17 protein-coding genes are annotated in these 17,657 nt (G+C 71.8%); 1 reads left to right on the top strand and 16 read right to left on the bottom strand.

The annotated features are described in order from the left end of the window. Positions 1-15: 15 nt before the first annotated feature. The 13 genes from metK to pyrR form a co-directional block, all read right to left on the bottom strand. Positions 16-1,224, bottom strand: coding sequence for a methionine adenosyltransferase (gene metK, locus AC02VZ_RS08010; protein ID WP_476474942.1), 1,209 nt, complete (start codon positions 1,222-1,224; stop codon positions 16-18). A gap of 240 nt (positions 1,225-1,464) precedes the next feature. Continuing rightward, entirely contained in the window at positions 1,465-2,667 is a 1,203-nt protein-coding gene (gene coaBC, locus AC02VZ_RS08015) for a bifunctional phosphopantothenoylcysteine decarboxylase/phosphopantothenate--cysteine ligase CoaBC (protein ID WP_476474943.1), read from the bottom strand. Positions 2,668-2,776: 109 nt separating this feature from the next. Next, positions 2,777-3,049 (bottom strand): DNA-directed RNA polymerase subunit omega, encoded by a 273-nt coding sequence (rpoZ, locus tag AC02VZ_RS08020; protein ID WP_004933985.1) that lies wholly within the window; start codon positions 3,047-3,049, stop codon positions 2,777-2,779. Between the two features lie 73 nt (positions 3,050-3,122). Continuing rightward, complete coding sequence (gene gmk / locus AC02VZ_RS08025) at positions 3,123-3,716, bottom strand: guanylate kinase (protein WP_476474944.1); 594 nt, start codon at positions 3,714-3,716, stop codon at positions 3,123-3,125. Between the two features lie 37 nt (positions 3,717-3,753). Beyond that, positions 3,754-4,077 (bottom strand): integration host factor, encoded by a 324-nt coding sequence (locus AC02VZ_RS08030; protein ID WP_003977346.1) that lies wholly within the window; start codon positions 4,075-4,077, stop codon positions 3,754-3,756. A 223-nt stretch (positions 4,078-4,300) separates the two neighbouring features. Then, positions 4,301-5,179 carry an orotidine-5'-phosphate decarboxylase gene (pyrF, locus tag AC02VZ_RS08035; protein ID WP_476474945.1) on the bottom strand — a complete coding sequence of 293 codons (879 nt, stop codon included), beginning with the start codon at positions 5,177-5,179 and terminating at the stop codon, positions 4,301-4,303. Beyond that, positions 5,176-6,282, bottom strand: a complete 1,107-nt coding sequence (locus AC02VZ_RS08040) for a quinone-dependent dihydroorotate dehydrogenase (protein WP_476475030.1) — start codon at positions 6,280-6,282, stop codon at positions 5,176-5,178. The genes pyrF and AC02VZ_RS08040 overlap by 4 nt, the downstream gene beginning before the upstream one ends. Positions 6,283-6,351: 69 nt before the next feature. Then, positions 6,352-9,660 carry a carbamoyl-phosphate synthase large subunit gene (carB, locus tag AC02VZ_RS08045; protein WP_476474946.1) on the bottom strand — a complete coding sequence of 1,103 codons (3,309 nt, stop codon included), beginning with the start codon at positions 9,658-9,660 and terminating at the stop codon, positions 6,352-6,354. Continuing rightward, a complete protein-coding gene (carA, locus tag AC02VZ_RS08050) occupies positions 9,653-10,795 on the bottom strand; it encodes a glutamine-hydrolyzing carbamoyl-phosphate synthase small subunit (protein WP_476474947.1) in 1,143 nt (380 codons plus the stop codon). Before carA ends, carB begins: the two co-directional genes overlap by 8 nt. Next, the gene (locus AC02VZ_RS08055; protein ID WP_476474948.1) at positions 10,792-11,352 is read right to left on the bottom strand and encodes a PH-like domain-containing protein; all 561 of its coding nucleotides are present in this window, start codon (positions 11,350-11,352) and stop codon (positions 10,792-10,794) included. The genes carA and AC02VZ_RS08055 overlap by 4 nt, the downstream gene beginning before the upstream one ends. Further along, positions 11,349-12,635 carry a dihydroorotase gene (locus tag AC02VZ_RS08060; RefSeq protein WP_476474949.1) on the bottom strand — a complete coding sequence of 429 codons (1,287 nt, stop codon included), beginning with the start codon at positions 12,633-12,635 and terminating at the stop codon, positions 11,349-11,351. Before AC02VZ_RS08060 ends, AC02VZ_RS08055 begins: the two co-directional genes overlap by 4 nt. Positions 12,636-12,639: 4 nt before the next feature. Further along, on the bottom strand, positions 12,640-13,620 hold the full coding sequence (locus tag AC02VZ_RS08065) for an aspartate carbamoyltransferase catalytic subunit (RefSeq protein WP_476474950.1): 981 nt from the start codon (positions 13,618-13,620) through the stop codon (positions 12,640-12,642). A gap of 119 nt (positions 13,621-13,739) precedes the next feature. Further along, positions 13,740-14,309 carry a bifunctional pyr operon transcriptional regulator/uracil phosphoribosyltransferase PyrR gene (pyrR, locus tag AC02VZ_RS08070; RefSeq protein WP_476474951.1) on the bottom strand — a complete coding sequence of 190 codons (570 nt, stop codon included), beginning with the start codon at positions 14,307-14,309 and terminating at the stop codon, positions 13,740-13,742. Positions 14,310-14,605: 296 nt separating this feature from the next. Between pyrR and bldD the strand changes: the two genes are divergently transcribed. Next, a complete protein-coding gene (gene bldD / locus AC02VZ_RS08075; protein ID WP_362093335.1) occupies positions 14,606-15,109 on the top strand; it encodes a transcriptional regulator BldD in 504 nt (167 codons plus the stop codon). A gap of 226 nt (positions 15,110-15,335) precedes the next feature. Here bldD and nusB read toward each other — a convergent pair whose 3' ends face one another. The 3 genes from nusB to AC02VZ_RS08090 are packed head-to-tail and all read right to left on the bottom strand — an operon-like array spanning position 15,336 to position 17,495. Next, a complete protein-coding gene (gene nusB, locus AC02VZ_RS08080; protein ID WP_476474952.1) occupies positions 15,336-15,764 on the bottom strand; it encodes a transcription antitermination factor NusB in 429 nt (142 codons plus the stop codon). 2 nt (positions 15,765-15,766) lie between these two features. Continuing rightward, positions 15,767-16,333 carry an elongation factor P gene (gene efp / locus AC02VZ_RS08085; RefSeq protein ID WP_476474953.1) on the bottom strand — a complete coding sequence of 189 codons (567 nt, stop codon included), beginning with the start codon at positions 16,331-16,333 and terminating at the stop codon, positions 15,767-15,769. 55 nt (positions 16,334-16,388) lie between these two features. Beyond that, positions 16,389-17,495, bottom strand: coding sequence for an aminopeptidase P family protein (locus AC02VZ_RS08090; RefSeq protein WP_476474954.1), 1,107 nt, complete (start codon positions 17,493-17,495; stop codon positions 16,389-16,391). Positions 17,496-17,657 lie beyond the last annotated feature (162 nt).

Consider the following 17,657-nt stretch of genomic DNA (forward strand, 5'->3'; position numbering starts at 1 on the left):
GGCGGGAGGGCCGGACTACAGCCCGGCGGCCTTGCGCAGCTCGTCGACGCGGTCGGTGCGCTCCCAGGTGAAGTCGGGCAGCTCACGGCCGAAGTGGCCGTACGCGGCGGTCTGGGAGTAGATCGGGCGGAGCAGGTTCAGGTCGCGGATGATCGCGGCCGGACGCAGGTCGAAGACCTCGTCGATGGCCCGCTCGATGCGGTCGGTGTCCACCTTGGCGGTGCCGAAGGTCTCCACGAACAGGCCGACCGGCTCCGCCTTGCCGATCGCGTACGCGACCTGGACCTCGCAGCGCGAGGCCAGACCGGCCGCGACCACGTTCTTGGCGACCCAGCGCATCGCGTACGCGGCGGAGCGGTCCACCTTGGACGGGTCCTTGCCGGAGAAGGCGCCGCCGCCGTGGCGGGCCATGCCGCCGTAGGTGTCGATGATGATCTTGCGGCCGGTGAGGCCGGCGTCGCCCATCGGGCCGCCGATCTCGAAGCGTCCGGTGGGGTTGACCAGCAGCCGGTAGTTCTCCGTGTCCAGCTTGATGCCCTCGTCGAGCAGCGCCTTCAGCTCCGGCTCCACGACGAACTCGCGGATGTCGGGGGCGAGCAGCGACTCCAGGTCGATGTCGCTGGCGTGCTGGGAGGAGACCACGACGGTGTCCAGGCGGACGGCCTTGTCGCCGTCGTACTCGATGGTGACCTGGGTCTTGCCGTCGGGGCGGAGGTAGGGGATCGTGCCGTTCTTGCGCACGTCGGACAGGCGCTTGGCCAGGCGGTGCGCGAGGAAAACGGGCAACGGCATCAGCGTCGGCGTCTCGTCCGTCGCGTAACCGAACATCAGGCCCTGGTCACCGGCGCCCTGCCGGTCCAGTTCGTCGTCGTCGCCCTCGACGCGGGTCTCGTAGGCCGTGTCGACGCCCTGCGCGATGTCCGGTGACTGCGCGCCGATCGACACCGAGACACCGCAGGAGGCACCGTCGAAGCCCTTCTTCGACGAGTCGTAGCCGATCTCGAGGATCTTGTTGCGGACCAGCGTCGCGATGTCCGCGTACGTCTTGGTCGTGACCTCGCCGGCGACGTGCACCAGTCCGGTCGTGATCAGGGTCTCGACGGCGACGCGGGAGGTGGGGTCCTCGCGCAGGAGGGCGTCGAGGATGGTGTCGCTGATCTGGTCAGCGATCTTGTCGGGGTGACCCTCGGTCACGGACTCCGAGGTGAACAGACGACGGGACACGATGCTCCCTGGGGTTGCAGCGGCTGCTGGCTGATCATGGGCGGACGGCGGGGGCTGCACCCGGCGCCGTCCGTCGGACAGTTTATCGGTCGCACTCGGCCGCGGGTCATCCCGTCTCGCCTCTCGGGAGTGCTGTGACCTGCGGCACGGGCATTCTGCCCGCAGCCGGGGGTCGTTGACCAGAGGCGCCACGCCCGCGCGCGGGGCCTTTCGAGGGAGCCCGGAGCTCCGGAAGCGCCTTCAGGCCAGCCGGCGGGCCACGAGGTCCCACACGGTGTCGGCCAGGGCCTCCTTGGGTCCGTGCGCCACGGGCGTCTCGCTGCCGTCGGCGCCGAGCACCACGGCCTCGTTCTCCTCCGAGCCGAAGGTGCGGCGCTCGCCCACCTCGTTGACCACCAGCAGGTCGCAGCCCTTGCGCTTGAGCTTGGCGCGCCCGTTGGCGAGGACGTCGTCGGTCTCGGCGGCGAAGCCCACGACGACCTGGCCGGGGCGGGCCCGCTCGGCGGCGATCTCGGCGAGCACGTCGGGGTTGCGGACCAGGGCGACGGGCTCCGGCTCCCGGCCGTCCTGCTTCTTGATCTTGCCGGCGGCGTAGGCGGCCGGGCGGAAGTCGGCGACGGCGGCCGCCATCACCACGGCGTCGGCGTCCGCGGCCGCCCGGAGCACCGCCTCGCGCAGTTCCAGGGCCGTGCCGACGGGGACGACGTCCACCCCGGCCGGGTCGGGCAGGGCGGCGTTGGCGGCGACCAGCGTGACCCGGGCGCCCCGGGCGGCGGCGGTGCGGGCGAGGGCGTAGCCCTGCTTGCCGGAGGAGCGGTTGCCGAGGAAGCGGACGGGGTCGAGCGGCTCGCGGGTCCCGCCGGCGCTGACGACGACGTGCCGGCCGGCGAGGTCGGGGCCGGCGGTGCCGCGGGCGAGGACCCGGCGGCAGACCTCGAAGATCTCGCCGGGGTCGGGCAGCCGGCCCTTGCCGGTGTCGACGCCGGTGAGACGGCCGACGGCCGGTTCGATGACGACGGCGCCGCGCGCGCGGAGGGTCGCCACGTTGTCCTGGGTGGCCGGGTGCTCCCACATCTCCGTGTGCATGGCGGGGGCGAAGACCACCGGGCAGCGGGCGGTGAGCAGGGTGTTGGTGAGCAGGTCGTCGGCCAGGCCGTGGGCGGCCCGGGCGAGGGTGTCGGCCGTGGCCGGGGCGACGACCACCAGGTCGGCGTGCTGGCCGATGCGGACGTGCGGGACCTCGTGCACGTCGTCCCACACCTCGGTGGACACCGGGTTGCCGGACAGCGCGGACCAGGTGGCGGCGCCGACGAAGTGCAGCGCGGAGGCGGTGGGCACGACCCGGACGTCGTGCCCGGACTCGGTCAGCCTCCTCAGCAGCTCGCACGCCTTGTAGGCGGCGATGCCGCCGCTGACGCCCAGGACGACCTTCGGCTTGTCCACCGTCACTCCCCGATCCGGAAAACGTAGGACCCCATGACACACCACGGACCCGGCAGGCGGCCTGCCGGGTCCGGGACGAGGTCAGCTGGACGCTGCACCTGGTGCGTGCCTACTGACCGGGGCCCTCGACGGCCTCGGAGGTCAGCAGGCCCGCGTTGATCTCGCGCAGCGCGATCGAGAGCGGCTTCTCGTGGACGTGGGTGTCGACGAGGGGACCGACGTACTCGAGGAGACCCTCGCCGAGCTGCGAGTAGTACGCGTTGATCTGGCGGGCCCGCTTGGCCGCGTAGATCACGAGGCTGTACTTCGAGTCCGTGGCCTCGAGGAGCTCGTCGATCGGCGGGTTGATGATGCCCTCGGGCGCGGAGATGGAAGAGGACACGCTCTACCTTCCGATGGATGGGAAAGATGATGTACGGGTGATCACTGGATGATCACTGAACGATCGCTCAGGATCACTCGACGTTCATCAAGGCTAGCAGCTCGCGGGCCACGTCCTCGACGGAGGTGTTGACCAGGGTCGCGTCGAACTCCGGCTCCGCCGCCAGTTCGGTCTTCGCGGCCAGCAGGCGGCGCTCGATGACCTCGGGCGACTCGGTGCCCCGGCCGGTGAGCCGGCGCACCAGCTCCTCCCAGGAGGGAGGGGCCAGGAAGACCAGCCGGGCCTCGCGCATCGTCTCGCGGACCTGCCGGGCACCCTGGAGGTCGATCTCCAGCAGGACGGGCACGCCCGCCTCCAGGCGCTCCAGCACGGCCGCGCGGGGCGTGCCGTAGCGGTTGCCGGCGAACTCGGCCCACTCCAGCAGCTCGCCGTTGGCGATCAGCTTGTCCATCTCCTCGTCGCTGACGAAGTAGTACTGGACGCCGTGCTGTTCGCCGGGGCGGGGCTTGCGGGTCGTCGCCGACACCGAGAGCCAGACCTCGGGGTGTTCGTTGCGCATATGGGCGACGACCGTGCTCTTGCCGACCCCGGAGGGGCCGGAGAGCACGGTCAGCCGCGGACCTGCGTCCGGGGGTACGGGGGTGGTCCCCCGGGGTGTTGCTGCCATACGGCGATTATTCCAGCTGTCCCCCACTGCCCGGGACTCAGGAGCCGGTGCTGCCGAACTCCCGCTCCAGGGACGCGATCTGGTTGGACCCGAGACCCCGCACGCGGCGGCTCTCGGAGATGCCCAGACGCTCCATGATCTGCTTGGCACGGACTTTCCCGACGCCGGGCAGGGACTCGAGCAGGGCGGAGACCTTCATCTTGCCGATGACGTCGTTCTCCTGGCCCTGCTTGATGACCTCGTGGAGGGAGGCGCCGGAGTGCTTGAGTCGATTCTTGACCTCGGCCCGCTCCCGGCGAGCCGCGGCGGCCTTTTCGAGCGCGGCTGCGCGCTGTTCAGGGGTAAGGGGCGGAAGAGCCACGCCTACGTCACCTCGGATGTCGAACTGTCGGATACGGACCGGTGAGGAACCTAGTCGCCCCACACCTGGGGAGCCACGAGCAACACGCTTGCCCGTTCACTCTGCGTCGGAGACTAGCGGCCAACTCGGCCAGAGTCAGCGAGAACAGCGGAAAAGTCCAGGTCAGCTCTCATGAGAGCCGACATTTCGGGCAAAACGCACAGGATTTGTGGGTGTCTCCAGGTCAGCGGCCCTCACGGAACCCCTCGTCGGAAGACTTGCCGGACGCGACGGCGGTCCTGATCTCCTCCGCGAAACGGTCCGCGGCGTCACGCAGCGCGACGACGTCGGCACCGTGGCGCAGCACCCCCCGGCTGACGTTCGGCACGACGTTGCGCACCGCGCTGCCGAACACCGCCGGCAGGTCGGCCGCCGTGGCCCCCTGCGCGCCGATGCCGGGCGCGAGCAGCGGTCCACCGATGTCCAGGTCGTAGTCCGCGAGGTCGCCGAGGGTGGCGCCGACCACCGCGCCGAAGGAGCCCAGCGGCTCCTCCCCCGCGTTCTCGGCGGCGAGGTGCCCGAGCACGGTGGCCGCGACGGTCCGGCCGTCGGCGCGCACCGCGTGCTGCACCTCGTGGCCCTCCGGGTTGGAGGTGAGCGCGAGCACGAACAGGCCGGTGCCGCTCTCCCGCGCCAGCGTGACCGCCGGGGCGAGGGAGCCGTAGCCGAGGTACGGGGAGACGGTGAGCGCGTCGGAGAACAGCGGGGCGTCCTGGTGCAGGAACGACTCGGCGTAGGCGGCCATGGTGGAGCCGATGTCGCCGCGCTTGGCGTCCATGACCACCAGGGCGCCGGCCTCCCGGGCCTCGCGCACCGTGTCCTCCAGCACGGCCACGCCCCGGGAGCCGAACCGCTCGAAGAACGCGCTCTGCGGCTTCAGCACGGCCACCCGGTCCGCGACCGCCTCGACGACGGTTCGGCTGAACCGTTCCAGGCCGGCGACGGTGTCGTCCAGGCCCCACTGGGCCAGCAGGGAGGCGTGCGGGTCGATGCCGACGCACAGCGGGCCGCGCTCGTCCATCGCCCGGCGCAGCCGCGCGCCGAAGGGCTCGAGTCCGCTCATGCGGTCCTCCTCACGTCGGCGCCCACCGCGTCGGCGAGCGTGTCGTAGGGGCTCGTGCGCAGCCGGGCGGCGAGCCCCCTGGTCAGGCCGCGGCACCAGAAGGGGCCCCGGTAGACGAGCGCGCTGTAGCCCTGGACCAGCGTGGCGCCGGCCAGGATGCGCTGCCAGGCGTCCTCGGCGGTCTCGATGCCGCCGACGCCCACCAGGGTGATCCGGTCGCCCACGCGCGCGTACAGCCGTCGCAGCACCTGGAGGGAGCGCTCCTTCAGCGGGGCGCCGGACAGGCCGCCGGTCTCCCGCACGAGCGTCTCGTCGGAGCGCAGGCCGAGCCCGTCCCGGGCGATGGTGGTGTTGGTGGCGATGATCCCGTCCAGGCCGAGTTCCACGGCCAGGTCGGCCACCGCGTCGATGTCCTCGTCGGCGAGGTCCGGGGCGATCTTGACCAGCAGCGGCACCCGGCGCGCCGGGACCGCCCGGTCGGCGGCCTCGCGCACGGCGGTCAGCAGCGGGCGCAGGTGGCCGACGGCCTGGAGGTCGCGCAGGCCGGGCGTGTTCGGCGAGGAGACGTTGACCACCAGGTAGTCCGCGTACGGTGCCAGGCGCTCCGCCGACGTCACGTAGTCGGCGACGGCCTCGGCCTCGGGGACCGCCTTGGTCTTGCCGATGTTGACCCCGACGACCGTGCGGAAGACAGGGGTGCGGGAGGCCAGGCGGGCGGCCACGGCCAGCGAGCCCTCGTTGTTGAAGCCCATGCGGTTGATCAGGGCCCGGTCCGGCACCAGCCGGAACAGCCGCTGCGGCGGGTTGCCGGGCTGCGGCTCGCCCGTCACCGTGCCGATCTCGACGTGGTCGAAGCCGAGCATGGCCATGCCGTCGATGCCGACGGCGTTCTTGTCGAACCCGGCCGCGAGCCCCACGGGGCTGTGCAGGCGGAGCCCCAGGGCCTCGGTGCGCAGTTCCCGGTGGCGGGGGGCCAGGACGGCGGCGACGAAGGTGCGCAGCACCGGCACCCTCGCCACCCGGCGGATCCAGCGGAAGGCCAGGTGGTGCGCCCGCTCCGGGTCCATGCGCCAAAAGAAGAGGCGGAAGAAGAGGTCGTACATCGTCGTGGGTGTCCCAGGTGTCCTCATGAGGAGGGGGACACCGTGTCGACGGTGTCCCCCTCGTCGCTGCTAGTCGCGGGCGGCGGTCAGGTGTTCCGCGTGTTCCTGGAGGGAACGGACGCCCACCTCGCCCCGGTGCAGGGCGTCGATGCCCTGGACGGCGGCGGCGAGCGCCTGCACGGTGGTCAGGCAGGGCACGGAGCGGGCCACGGCCGCCGTACGGATGTCGTAGCCGTCGAGGCGGCCGCCGGTGCCGTAGGGGGTGTTGACGATGAGGTCGACCTCGCCGTCGTGGATGAGCTGGACGATGGTCTTCTCGCCGTTCGGTCCGGTGCCCTCGGACTGCTTGCGCACGACGGTGGCGTGGATGCCGTTGCGCTTGAGGACCTCGGCGGTGCCGGAGGTGGCGAGCAGTTCGAAGCCGTGGGCGACCAGCTCGCGCGCCGGGAAGATCATCGACCGCTTGTCGCGGTTGGCGACCGAGATGAACGCCCGGCCCTTGGTCGGCAGCGGCCCGTAGGCGCCCGCCTGCGACTTGGCGTAGGCGGTGCCGAAGACGGAGTCGATGCCCATGACCTCGCCGGTGGAGCGCATCTCCGGGCCGAGGACGGTGTCGACGCCCCGGCCGTGGATGTCCCGGAAGCGGGTCCAGGGCAGCACGGCCTCCTTGACGGAGATCGGCGCGTCCAGCGGGAGTTCGCCGCCGTCGCCGGTGGCCGGCAGCAGGCCCTCGGCGCGCAGTTCGGCGATGGTGGCGCCCAGCGAGATCCGGGCGGCGGCCTTGGCGAGCGGCACCGCGGTCGCCTTCGAGGTGAAGGGGACGGTGCGCGAGGCGCGCGGGTTGGCCTCCAGCACGTAGAGGATGTCGCCGGAGAGGGCGAACTGGATGTTGATCAGTCCGCGCACGCCGACGCCGCGCGCGATGCCCTCGGTGGAGGCGCGCAGCCGCTTGATGTCGTAGCCGCCGAGGGTGATCGGGGGCAGGGCGCACGCCGAGTCGCCGGAGTGGATGCCGGCCTCCTCGATGTGCTCCATGACGCCGCCGAGGTACAGCTCCTCGCCGTCGTACAGGGCGTCCACGTCGATCTCGACGGCGTCGTCGAGGAAGCGGTCGACCAGCACCGGACGGTCGGGGCTGATCTCGGTCGACTCGGCGATGTAGGACTCCAGCCGGGCCTCGTCGTAGACGATCTCCATGCCGCGTCCGCCGAGCACGTAGGACGGGCGGACCAGCACCGGGTAGCCGATCTCGTCGGCGATGGCCTTGGCCTCGGCGAAGGCGGTGGCGGTGCCGTGCTTGGGGGCGGGCAGGCCGGCCTCCTTGAGCACGCGGCCGAAGGCGCCGCGGTCCTCGGCGGCGTGGATGGCCTCCGGCGGGGTGCCGACGATGGGCACCCCGTTGTCCTTGAGCGCCTGGGCGAGGCCCAGCGGGGTCTGGCCGCCGAGCTGGACGACGACGCCCGCGACCGGGCCGGCCTGCTGCTCGGCGTGGACGATCTCCAGGACGTCCTCCAGGGTGAGCGGCTCGAAGTAGAGCCGGTCGGAGGTGTCGTAGTCGGTGGAGACGGTCTCCGGGTTGCAGTTGACCATCACGGTCTCGTACCCGGCGTCGGACAGCGCGAAGGAGGCGTGCACGCAGGAGTAGTCGAACTCGATGCCCTGGCCGATGCGGTTGGGGCCGGAGCCCAGGATGATGACGGCGGGCTTCTCGCGGGGCGCGACCTCGCTCTCCTCGTCGTAGGAGGAGTAGAAGTACGGGGTCTTCGCGGCGAACTCGGCGGCGCAGGTGTCGACCGTCTTGTAGACGGGCCGGATGCCCAGCACCTGGCGGACCTCGCGGACGACGTCCTCGCGCAGCCCGCGGATCTCGCCGATCTGCTGGTCGGAGAAGCCGTGCCGCTTGGCCTCGGCGATCAGCTCGCGGTTCAGCTCGGGGGCCGCGGCCAGCTCGTCGGCGATCTCCTTGAGGAGGAACAGCTGGTCGACGAACCACGGGTCGATCTTCGTGGCCTCGAAGACCTCCTCGGGCGTGGCGCCCGCGCGGATGGCTCCCATGACCGCGTTGACCCGGCCGTCGGTGGGGCGGACCGCCTCGCGGAGCAGTTCGGCCTTGTCGCCGGGCTCGCCGACGAAGGTGAACTGGCTGCCCTTCTTCTCCAGGGAGCGCAGCGCCTTCTGGAACGCCTCGGTGAAGTTGCGGCCGATGGCCATGGCCTCGCCGACCGACTTCATGGTGGTGGTGAGGGTGGAGTCGGCGCTGGGGAACTTCTCGAAGGCGAACCGGGGGGCCTTGACGACGACGTAGTCGAGGGTCGGCTCGAAGGAGGCCGGCGTCTCGCGTGTGATGTCGTTGGGGATCTCGTCCAGGGTGTAGCCGACGGCCAGCTTGGCGGCGATCTTGGCGATCGGGAAGCCGGTGGCCTTGGAGGCGAGCGCGGACGAGCGGGAGACCCGGGGGTTCATCTCGATGACGATGATCCGCCCGTCCTCGGGGTTCACCGCGAACTGGATGTTGCAGCCGCCGGTGTCGACGCCGACCTCGCGGATGACGGCGATGCCGATGTCCCGCAGGGTCTGGTACTCGCGGTCGGTGAGCGTCATGGCGGGCGCGACGGTGATGGAGTCGCCGGTGTGCACGCCCATGGGGTCGAAGTTCTCGATGGAGCAGACGACCACGACGTTGTCGTGCTTGTCGCGCATCAGCTCCAGCTCGTACTCCTTCCAGCCGAGGATGGACTCCTCCAGGAGCACCTCGGTGGTCGGCGAGAGGGTCAGGCCCTGGCCGGCGATGCGGCGCAGCTCGTCCTCGTCGTGCGCGAAGCCGGAGCCGGCGCCGCCCATGGTGAAGGAGGGGCGGACCACGACCGGGTAGCCGCCGAGTTCCTCGACGCCCTTGAGGACGTCGTCCATGGAGTGGCAGATGTAGGAGCGGGCGGACTCGCCGTGGCCGATCTTTCGGCGGACGGCCTCGACGACCTCCTTGAAGCGGTCGCGGTCCTCGCCCTTGTGGATCGCCTCCACGTTGGCGCCGATCAGTTCGACGCCGTACTTCTCCAGGACGCCGTTGTCGTGCAGGGAGATGGCCGTGTTGAGGGCCGTCTGGCCGCCCAGGGTGGGCAGCAGGGCGTCCGGCCGCTCCTTGGCGATGATCTTCTCGACGAACTCGGGGGTGATCGGCTCGACGTAGGTGGCGTCGGCGATCTCCGGGTCGGTCATGATCGTCGCCGGGTTGGAGTTCACCAGGACGACCCGCAGGCCCTCGGCCTTGAGGACGCGGCACGCCTGGGTGCCGGAGTAGTCGAACTCGGCGGCCTGCCCGATGACGATCGGGCCGGAGCCGATGACCAGGACGGACTGGATATCGGTGCGCTTAGGCACGCTGGCCCTCCATCAGGGAGACGAAGCGGTCGAACAGGTAGGCGGCGTCGTGCGGGCCCGCCGCCGCTTCGGGGTGGTACTGGACGCTGAAGGCCGGCCGGTCGAGCAGGCGCAGCCCTTCCACCACGTTGTCGTTGAGGCACACGTGGGACACCTCGGCGCGGCCGAACGGGGTGTCGGAGACCGTGTCGAGGGGGGCGTCGACGGCGAAGCCGTGGTTGTGCGAGGTGACCTCGACCTTGCCGGTGGCGCGGTCCTGCACGGGCTGGTTGATGCCGCGGTGGCCGTACTTGAGCTTGTAGGTGCCGAAGCCGAGGGCGCGGCCGAGGATCTGGTTGCCGAAGCAGATCCCGAACAGCGGGGTGCCGCGCTCCAGCACGCCCCGCATGACGGAGACGGCGTGGTCGGCGGTGGCGGGGTCGCCGGGGCCGTTGGAGAAGAACACGCCGTCGGGGTCGACGGCGTACACGTCCTCGACGGTGGCGGTCGGGGGCAGGACGTGCACCTCGATGCCGCGCTGGGTCATGCGCTGCGCGGTCATGCCCTTGATGCCGAGGTCGATCGCGGCGACGGTGAACCGCTTCTCGCCCTCCGCGGGGACCACGTACGGCTCGCGGGTGGCGACCTCGCCGGCCAGGTCGGCGCCCTCCATCGCGGGCACCTCCCGCACGCTCGCCAGCAGCGCGGCGTCGTCGCGCACGGCGTCGCCGCTGAAGATGCCGACGCGCATGGCGCCCCGCTCGCGCAGGTGGCGGGTGAGGGCGCGGGTGTCGATGCCGCTGATGCCGACGATGCCCTGGGCGGACAGCTCGTCGTCCAGGGTGCGGCGGGAGCGCCAGTTGGAGGGCACCCGGGCGGGGTCGCGGACGACGTAGCCGGCGACCCAGATGCGCTTCGACTCGGGGTCGTCGTCGTTGACGCCGGTGTTGCCGACGTGCGGGGCGGTCATCACGACGACCTGGCGGTGGTACGACGGGTCGGTGAGGGTTTCCTGGTAGCCGGTCATGCCGGTGGAGAACACCGCTTCGCCGAAGGTCTCCCCCACCGCCCCGTAGGCACGGCCGCGGAACATCCGGCCGTCCTCCAGGACGAGTACGGCGGGAACCCTGGCGGTCCCCCTGGTGGAGGTTGTCATCGTGCGCCTTCCGTCTTGGAGATCATGGTGGTGAGGGCCTCGACCCACTCGGTGTGCTCGGCCGCCCGGTCGGAGCGGAACCCGGAGTCGATGACCCGTTCGCCGTGGGCCCAGGTCACCACGAGCAGGCCGCCCTCGGTGAGGACCTTGCCGGCGATGCCCTTGTCGAGGCGGGCGCCGCGCAGGGCGGCGGCCGGGACGAAGAAGTCGCCGGCCCCGGGGCGGACGACGTCCACTCCCGCGTCGGTGAGCGTGAGCTCGGCCCGGCTGCGGGTGCCCAGGTCGCGGGCCACGATGCGGTCGAGCCACTGGCCGGCGGTGGTGGAGCCGTGGTAGCGGCCGCTCATCGTCAGCCGGGCGGGGCCGGGGTCGTCCGGCGCGGACGGCAGCTCGGGCAGGTCGCCCTGGAGCGTGCCGCGCCACTTCCAGCCCTCGCGCATCAGCCAGTAGAGGAAGGCGACGAAGAGGGCGAGGCCGACGATCCAGCCGATGCGGGCGGCCCAGTCGGTCACTTCCGCCGATTGTTTCTCGGCGGCCAGCAGGATTACAGAGGTCACGTGAGCTTCCCGTCGACGAGCGTGGCCTTGCCCCGGAGCCAGGTGTGGGTGACACGGCCCGGCAGCTCACGACCCTCGTAGGGGGTGTTGCGGCTGCGCGAGGCGAAGCCCGCGGGGTCCACGGATCCACGGTATGCCGAGTCGACGAGGACGAGGTTGGCGGGCTCACCGGCCGAGACGGGGCGGCCGTGTCCGGCGGCCCGGCCGATCCGGGCGGGGGCGAAGGACATCCGGTCGGCGACGCCGGCCCAGTCCACCAGTCCGGTGTCGACCATGGTCTCCTGCACCACCGACAGGGCGGTCTCCAGGCCGACCATGCCCATGGCGGCGGCGGCCCACTCGCAGTCCTTGTCCTCGTGCGGGTGCGGGGCGTGGTCGGTGGCGACGATGTCGATGGTGCCGTCGGCCAGCGCCTCGCGCAGGGCGAGGACGTCCCGCTCGGTGCGCAGCGGCGGGTTGACCTTGTAGACCGGGTTGTAGGTGCGCACCAGTTCGTCGGTGAGGAGCAGGTGGTGCGGGGTGACCTCGGCGGTGACGCGGATGCCGCGGGCCTTGGCCCAGCGGACGATCTCGACGGAGCCGGCGGTCGACAGGTGGCAGATGTGCACGCGGGAGCCGACGTGGTCGGCGAGCAGCACGTCCCGGGCGATGATCGACTCCTCGGCCACGGCCGGCCAGCCGCCGAGCCCGAGTTCGGCGGAGACGACGCCCTCGTTCATCTCGGCGCCCTCGGTGAGGCGGGGCTCCTGGGCGTGCTGGGCGACGACGCCGTCGAACGCCTTCACGTACTCCAGGGCGCGGCGCATGATCACGGCGTCGTGGACGCACTTGCCGTCGTCGGAGAAGACGGTGACACCGGCCGCGGACTCGTGCATGGCGCCCAGTTCGGCCAGCTGCTTCCCCTCCAGGCCGACGGTGACGGCGCCGACCGGCCGCACGTCGCAGTAGCCGTGCTCCTTGCCGAGCCGCCAGACCTGCTCGACGACGCCGGCGGTGTCGGCGACGGGGAAGGTGTTGGCCATGGCGAACACGGCGGTGTAGCCGCCGCTCGCGGCGGCCCGGGTGCCGGTGAGGACGGTCTCGGAGTCCTCGCGGCCGGGCTCGCGCAGGTGGGTGTGCAGGTCGACGAGGCCGGGCAGCAGCACCTTGCCGTCGGCCTCGACGACCTCGGCGCCCTCGGCGGACAGGCCGGTGCCGACCTCGGCGACGGTGCCGCCGTCGATCAGGACGTCCTGGGGCGGGCCGCCGAGCACCTTCGCACCGCGGATCAGGGTCTTGCTCATGGTCTTACTTCTCCTCCGTCGCGCGGGCGTGGGTGAGGGCGGGCTCGTTGCCGCCGAGCAGCAGGTAGAGGACGGCCATCCGGATGGACACCCCGTTGGTGACCTGCTCCACGACGGTGCAGCGGTCGGAGTCGGCGACGTCGGCGGTGATCTCCATGCCGCGGACCATCGGGCCGGGGTGCATCACGACGGCGTGGTCGGGCATCTTGCGCATGCGGTCGCCGTCGAGGCCGTAGCGCCGGGAGTACTCGCGCTCGGTGGGGAAGAACGCGGCGTTCATCCGCTCCCGCTGGACGCGCAGCAGCATCACGGCGTCGGACTTGGTGAGCGTGGAGTCGAGGTCGTAGGAGACCTCGCAGGGCCAGGTCTCGACGCCGACCGGCAGCAGGGTGGGCGGGGCGACGAGGGTGACCTCGGCGCCGAGGGTGTGCAGCAGGTCGACGTTGGAGCGGGCGACCCTGCTGTGCAGGATGTCGCCGACCAGGGTGACGCGGCGTCCGCCGAGGTCCTTGCCCAGTCCGGCGTCCCGGCCGACCAGGCGGCGGCGCAGCGTGAAGGCGTCCAGCAGGGCCTGGGTGGGGTGCTGGTGGGTGCCGTCCCCGGCGTTGACGACGGTGGCGTCGATCCAGCCGGAGGTGGCCAGCCGGTAGGGGGCGCCGGAGGCGCTGTGCCGGATGACGACCGCGTCGACGCCCATGGCCTCCAGGGTCTGGGCGGTGTCCTTGAGGGACTCGCCCTTGGAGACGCTGGAGCCCTTGGCGGTGAAGTTGATGACGTCCGCGGACAGCCGCTTCTCGGCGGCCTCGAAGGAGATCCGGGTGCGGGTGGAGTCCTCGAAGAAGAGGTTGACGACGGTGCGGCCGCGCAGGGTGGGCAGTTTCTTGATCGGCCGGTCGGCGACCCGGGCCATCTCCTCGGCGGTGTCGAGGATCAGGACGGCGTCGTCGCGGGAGAGGTCGGCGGCCGAGATGAGATGGCGCTGCATCTGTCAGGCTCCGTAAGACAGTTCATGCGGAAAAAGCGGGAACGTCAGGCGATTCGGGCAGCCGGGGGCGCGGGAGGGCAGCGTGCCCCCGCACGCCCGCCGACGGGAGGGCCGAAGCGCTACTGGGTGGTCTGCTTCGCGCCGAGCAGCACGGTGTCGCGACCGTCCTCCTCGGCGACCAGGACCTTGACCGTCTCCCGCAGCGACGTGGGGAGGTTCTTGCCGACGTAGTCGGCGCGGATGGGCAGCTCGCGGTGGCCGCGGTCGACGAGCACGGCGAGCTGCACCGCGCGCGGGCGCCCGATGTCGTTCAGCGCGTCGAGGGCGGCACGGATGGTGCGGCCGGAGAAGAGCACGTCGTCGACGAGGACGACCAGGCGGCCGTCGATGCCGTCGGCGGGGATCTCGGTGCGGGCCAGCGCGCGCGGGGGGTGCATGCGCAGGTCGTCGCGGTACATGGTGATGTCGAGCGAGCCGACCGGGACCTTGCGCTCGGTGATCTGCTCCAGCTTGGCGGCCAGCCGCTGGGCGAGGAAGACACCCCGCGTCGGGATGCCGAGGAGCACCACGTCGTCGGCGCCCTTGGCGCGCTCGACGATCTCGTGGGCGATGCGGGTCAGGACCCGCGCGATGTCGGGGCCTTCGAGAACGGGCCGCCCGCCGGGGGGCGCGTCCTGCTGTTCGTCCATGGGAAACGGACCTCCTTCTCCGCCTCACGGGACGGACCTTAAAGGACGTCGGATGTGCGGCCCTACGCTATCAGGTGCCGCTCGCGGACCGTCACGCGCCCCGGTCGCGCCGCGATCACCCCCGGGCCGCCCCCGAATCACCCGTTCGGAGCAACCGGCGGCGATTACCACGGAAGCGTCGGGGTGGACCATTCGGCTTGACGGGCGAGAGTAACGCTGCGTAACCTCACAGTGAGTTACCAGCCGCGCGGCCCGGAATCCAGACCGGACGCGTAGACACAGTGCCGGGGAGCTATATGTCCAGCGAATACGCCAAACAGCTCGGGGCCAAGCTCCGGGCGATCCGCACCCAGCAGGGCCTTTCCCTCCACGGTGTCGAGGAGAAGTCCCAGGGACGCTGGAAGGCGGTCGTGGTCGGGTCCTACGAGCGCGGTGACCGCGCCGTGACCGTGCAGCGCCTCGCGGAGCTGGCGGACTTCTACGGCGTGCCGGTGCAGGAGCTGCTGCCCGGGACGACCCCCGGCGGTGCCGCCGAGCCGCCGCCCAAGCTGGTTCTGGACCTGGAGCGGCTGGCCACGGTGCCGGCCGAGAAGGCGGGTCCCCTGCAGCGCTACGCGGCGACGATCCAGTCGCAGCGCGGCGACTACAACGGCAAGGTGCTCTCGATCCGCCAGGACGACCTGCGCACCCTCGCCGTCATCTACGACCAGTCGCCGTCGGTCCTCACCGAGCAGCTGATCAGCTGGGGCGTGCTGGACGCGGACGCCCGCCGCGCGGTCGCGGTGCACGAGGAGAACTGATCGGCGACGCGCCGCGCGCGTTGAGCAGAAACGTACCGCCGGGGCGGCCGGAACCCTGTCCGAGGGCTCCGGCCGCCCCGGCGGTTCCGCGTCCTTACCCCGGCACGCCCGCAGGCGAACGGCCCGCGACCCTCACGGGCCGCGGGCCGTCGGTGGCCGAGCGGGCGGTGCCCCGCGCCGGACGCGGGGCGTGCTCCTGGTCCTGACACCGCTGCTCCCGGCGCTCCTACTCCCGGCGCAGCGAGGGCTTGAGCTCCTTGAGCCGGCCGAGCAGGCCGTTGATGAACGACGGCGACTCGTCGGTGGAGAACTCCTTGGCCAGCTGCACCATCTCGTCCAGCACCACCGCGTCCGGCGTCTCGTCGACCCAGAGCAGCTCGTAGGCGCCGAGGCGGAGGATGCTGCGGTCGACGACGGGCATGCGGTCGAGCGTCCAGCCGACCGAGTACTGCGCGATCAGCTCGTCGATGCGCTGCGCGTGCTCCGCGTAGCCCTCGACCAGCTGCATCGTGTACTCGCTCACCGGCGGCTGCCGGGTGTCGGTCCGGGAGTGCCGGATCCAGTCCGCGAGGACCGTCAGGACGTCGGCACCGCGCTGGTCGCCCTCGAAGATGATCTGGAAGGCGCGCTTGCGGGCCGTGTTGCGGGCAGCCACGGTTAGCCGTTCACCCGGCCGAGGTAGTCGCTGGTGCGGGTGTCGACCTTGATCTTCTCGCCGGTGACGATGAAGAGCGGGACCTGGATCTGGTGGCCGGTCTCCAGCGTGGCGGGCTTGGTGCCGCCGGTGGAGCGGTCGCCCTGCACGCCGGGCTCGGTCTCCTTGACGGTCAGCTCGACGGCGGCCGGCAGCTCGACGGAGAGCACCTCGCCCTCGTGCGTGGCCACGGTGGCCTCGAAGCCCTCGACGAGGAAGTGGGCGGCGTCGCCGACGACCTTGCGGTCGATGTGCAGCTGGTCGTAGGTCTCCATGTCCATGAAGACGAAGTAGTCGCCGTCCATGTAGGAGAACTGCATGTCGCGCTTGTCGACGGTGGCCGTTTCGACCTTGACGCCGGCGTTGAAGGTCTTGTCGACGGTCTTGCCGGACAGCACGTTCTTCAGCTTGGTGCGCACGAAGGCCGGGCCCTTGCCGGGCTTGACGTGCTGGAACTCGACGACGGACCAGAGCTGGCCGCCTTCCAGCTTGAGCACCATGCCGTTCTTGAGGTCGTTCGTGGAAGCCACGTTGCGGAATCTCCTGGACTGACGTGAGACGACCCGGGGCAGGCACTCGGCGCGGCTACAGCGCGAGCAGCTCCTTGGTCGTGATGGTGAGTAGCTCGGGTCCGCCGTCCGCCTCGGGGCGCACGACGAGCGTGTCATCGATCCGGACACCGCCCCGGCCGGGGAGGTGGACCCCCGGTTCGACGGTGACCGGCACGCAAGCGTCCAGTTTACCCATGGCCGCGGGGCCCAACTGAGGGTCCTCGTCGATTTCCAGTCCGACCCCGTGACCGGTGAGCTCGGGGAGGGCCTGCCCGTACCCGGCGGAGTCCAGGACCTGGCGTGCCGCGTGGTCCACGTCGCGGCACGCGGCACCGGGCACCAGGGCCTCCCGGCCCGCCCGCTGGGCCGCGAACACGAGGTCGTACAGCTCGATCTGCCAGGCGGCCGGAGCGGTGCCGATGACGAACGTGCGGCCGATCTCGCACCGGTAGCCGCGGTAGGCGGCGCCGAGGCAGACGGAGAGGAAGTCGCCCTCCTCCACCCGGCGGTCGGTGGGCCGGTGGCCGCGCCGTCCGGCGTGGGGGCCGGTGGCGACCGAGGTGGGGAAGGCCGGGCCGTCGGCCCCGTGGTCGACGAGGCGGCGCTCCAGCTCCAGGGCGAGGTGCCGTTCGGTGCGGCCGACGAGGATGGACTCCAGCAGTTCGCCCAGGGCCTGGTCGGTGATCTCGGCGCCGATGCGCAGGCAGGAGATCTCCTCCTCGTCCTTGATCACGCGCAGCTGTTCCACCGCACCCCCGACGTCCGCCAGGCGCAGGCCCGGGGCGGCGGACGCCAGGGCGCGGTGGCGGGCGACGGTGAGGTGGTGCTCCTCGACGGCGAGGGCGTCGGCGCCCTGGCCGGCGGCGAGCGCGGTGGCGGCGACCGCGGGGTCGCCCGCGCCGCCGGGCACCACGTGCCGGCGCAGCGACTCGTCCGGCCGGGCCTCGGGGAACCGCTCCTCGGGCGGGCCGGCGCAGACCAGGAGGTCCTCGGCCGGGCCCAGCAGGAGCACCGCGCCCTCGGGCGCGGCCCCCGCGAGGTAGCGCACATTGGCGGGCCGGGAGACGAGCGCCGCCGCGCTGCCCCCCGCGTTGCAGCAATCCCTGAGCCGCGCCCGGCGGGCCGCGTACACCTCTGACATGCCCCGAGCCTATGAGCGCGGGCCGGATGCCGCCGGTCGGGAGGGGCCGAGCGGGGGCCGCCGGGGCATGCCTCCTGGTGGGGCGCCCGGGCGGCGGGCCCACCGGGTGAGGCGGGCCCGGCCGCGCGGTCGCCGCGGGACCCCTCCGGGACGCCGGGGAAG

The sequence above is a fragment of the Streptomyces sp. 3-6 genome (assembly GCF_056323165.1).

What these genes read in the sequence shown, in the direction of transcription:
- gmk (WP_476474944.1), bottom strand. Translation starts at nt 3,716, where the DNA reads ATGGCAGCAACACCCCGGGGGACCACCCCCGTACCCCCGGACGCAGGT.
- pyrF (WP_476474945.1), bottom strand. Translation starts at nt 5,179, where the DNA reads ATGAGCGGACTCGAGCCCTTCGGCGCGCGGCTGCGCCGGGCGATGGAC.
- AC02VZ_RS08040 (WP_476475030.1), bottom strand. Translation starts at nt 6,282, where the DNA reads ATGTACGACCTCTTCTTCCGCCTCTTCTTTTGGCGCATGGACCCGGAG.
- carA (WP_476474947.1), bottom strand. Translation starts at nt 10,795, where the DNA reads ATGACAACCTCCACCAGGGGGACCGCCAGGGTTCCCGCCGTACTCGTC.
- AC02VZ_RS08060 (WP_476474949.1), bottom strand. Translation starts at nt 12,635, where the DNA reads ATGAGCAAGACCCTGATCCGCGGTGCGAAGGTGCTCGGCGGCCCGCCC.
- AC02VZ_RS08065 (WP_476474950.1), bottom strand. Translation starts at nt 13,620, where the DNA reads ATGCAGCGCCATCTCATCTCGGCCGCCGACCTCTCCCGCGACGACGCC.
- pyrR (WP_476474951.1), bottom strand. Translation starts at nt 14,309, where the DNA reads ATGGACGAACAGCAGGACGCGCCCCCCGGCGGGCGGCCCGTTCTCGAA.
- bldD (WP_362093335.1), top strand. Translation starts at nt 14,606, where the DNA reads ATGTCCAGCGAATACGCCAAACAGCTCGGGGCCAAGCTCCGGGCGATC.
- AC02VZ_RS08090 (WP_476474954.1), bottom strand. Translation starts at nt 17,495, where the DNA reads ATGTCAGAGGTGTACGCGGCCCGCCGGGCGCGGCTCAGGGATTGCTGC.